General features: G+C 34.2%; 4 protein-coding genes. 3 read left to right on the top strand and 1 reads right to left on the bottom strand.

The window, feature by feature from the left end:
* Positions 1–45 precede the first annotated feature (45 nt).
* Complete coding sequence (locus DD829_RS18755; protein ID WP_108411159.1) at positions 46–795, top strand: T9SS type A sorting domain-containing protein; 750 nt, start codon at positions 46–48, stop codon at positions 793–795.
* Between the two features lie 433 nt (positions 796–1,228).
* Here DD829_RS18755 and DD829_RS18750 read toward each other — a convergent pair whose 3' ends face one another.
* Positions 1,229–1,651, bottom strand: a complete 423-nt coding sequence (locus DD829_RS18750; protein ID WP_116548046.1) for a hypothetical protein — start codon at positions 1,649–1,651, stop codon at positions 1,229–1,231.
* Between the two features lie 53 nt (positions 1,652–1,704).
* Here DD829_RS18750 and DD829_RS18745 point away from each other — a divergent pair, with 53 nt between their 5' ends.
* On the top strand, positions 1,705–2,028 hold the full coding sequence (locus DD829_RS18745; protein WP_116548045.1) for an IS630 transposase-related protein: 324 nt from the start codon (positions 1,705–1,707) through the stop codon (positions 2,026–2,028).
* The coding region (locus tag DD829_RS24505) for a transposase (RefSeq protein WP_410493825.1) at positions 1,994–2,220 on the top strand (227 nt) is incomplete at its 3' end. The genes DD829_RS18745 and DD829_RS24505, both read left to right, overlap by 35 nt.

Genomic DNA, 2,220 nt, shown 5'->3' with positions numbered 1-2,220 from the left:
CAGACGAACAATAAAGAAATAATTAATCTACTTAAAAATTAAAATATGAAAAAAGTTTTACTCACATTATCAATGGCTCTTGCGATTTCTGTAGGAGCCCAGAATTTTTCGACAGGAACGGTAAGTTTACCGACGGCTTCTATGACTGTACAATTTGTTACAAATCCAACTACGGTTACCATGACTTTAACGGGGGACAGCAGTTCCATGCTTGCCATTGGTTTCGGATCAAGCGGAATGGCGAGTGGATCTGATGGATTTATTTATAGTTCTTCAGCAAACAGAGACTATACATTTAGCGGAATTGGTGTAACTCCTTCGGCTGATACATCCCAAGATTGGACAGTTACTTCCAATACCGTTTCCGGAAGTACAAGAACCATTGTTGCAACAAGAAGTTTAGCAGGAGGAAGTGGAGATTTTGCCTTTACCAATTCAAACTCAAGCATTAATATTTTTTATGCAAGAAGATTAGGAAATACAGGATTGGGCTATCATGGTTCGGATAGAGACTATGCAACATTAACAAGAACTTCTGTTTTGGCAACTAACGATGTGGTGGCACAAAGTAAAAAAGTAGTTCTTTATCCAAATCCTGCAAAAGAAACCATTAATTTCAAAAATGCCGATAAAATAAGAACTATTGATGTTTTCGAATCTACCGGAAGAAAGGTGAAAACTATAAAAGCTGATGGAAAAGAAGTGAATATTTCCGACTTGAAATCCGGAAATTATTATCTGGAAATTACGTTAAAAGATGGTTCAACATCTTTTGAACAGTTAATCAAAGAGTAAACAGAGACCACTGAAAGGTAGCCATGGTCGGAAGAAAAATTCTTCCAACTTTTTTATAATGTAATTTTGAAAAAAAAGATTCAAAACATTTATTATCAATTATTTATATTGTTTTCATTGTAAAAATTTTGTATATTTATAGCCGATAATCAATGTATTTATGTCTGTTTTTAAAGATCACAAAATAGCTCTTAAAGATGTTTTAGAATTGGTAATGTACTGAAAAATAGTTGGTAAATTCAGTATATATTTTAATAAATCATACTTGTTAATCCGAAGAGGACAAAAGCACTGATGGAGACCAACTTTTTAGCAATAGGATTAATGTTCAAAACGATAGTTTTAAGGTGAGGTTTTCCTCACCTTTTTCATTTATTATCGGATTAACCTTATGGCTAAAAAAACTCTATTTTTCGTTAGAAAAATAAATATATCATTTGATAAAATTGATTCTGTTTTTCAATGTTAGCCCTCTGTGCAGGTCGAGATGATTCTTTAAATGGCTGAAATAGCCCTCAATACCATTGGTCGTTTTAGGAGTATTTGGATTTTCCAGATAATGAAACATATTGGGCAATGCCCGTTTTATGGTAAAATACGAACGCCTGAGAAGCTTGTTGGTGTACCAGTATCTCTCGGTTTCAAAATTAATTGTTTTTTCGTTAATATAATCCTGATGTCTCAAATACCAGTCGCTGAGTTCATTTTTCCACCAGACTTTATCGTTTTGTGTTTTAATTTTCAGTAATAATAAAACATGTTTTCGAATGGTTCCTCTCGTCACCATCTCGAACCGCTTAGAAATGGGAACAGTATTTATGGAGAGTTCAAAAGCACAGGAAACGGTAAAAAACATGGGTAAATAGTATGATATAGCAGACTCATTATAAAAAGTCTTATCTTCGCTATATGAGTTATAGTTTAGATTTTCGTAAACAAGTATTTAAAATAAAAGAACAGGAAAAGCTTACTGATCAGGCTGTTTGTAAACGTTTTGGAATAAGTACCCGAACCTTTTCCCGCTGGAAGCAAAACCTTATTCCTGTTGGGAAAAGAAATAAACCCGCTACTAAGATCGATATGGAAGCTTTAAAGAAACATGTAGAAGAATTTCCTGATGCTTACCAGTATGAAAGAGCGGCTTTCTTTGGAGTCAGTCCCAACTGTGTTCTCTATGCCCTTAGACGTTTAAATATAAGTGTTAAAAAAAACACTGACTCATCCCAAGTCTGATCCTGTGAAAAGAGCTGAATTTCAAAATCAATTGTTTCATTATCAACAGCTGGAACAAAGAAACATTATCTATATTGATGAGAGTGGTTTTGCTACCGATGCACCAAGGGATTACAGCTATAGCTTAAAAGGAACAAGATCTTACGGGGTTAAAGACTGGCATAATAAAGGAAGAGTGAACGCCATTGGAGC

This window comes from Chryseobacterium sp. HMWF035 (genome assembly GCF_003094695.1).
GTDB lineage: Bacteria > Bacteroidota > Bacteroidia > Flavobacteriales > Weeksellaceae > Chryseobacterium > Chryseobacterium gambrini.
The sequence above is the reverse complement of the archived record's forward strand: the minus strand, read 5'-3'. Positions and strand labels throughout refer to the sequence as shown.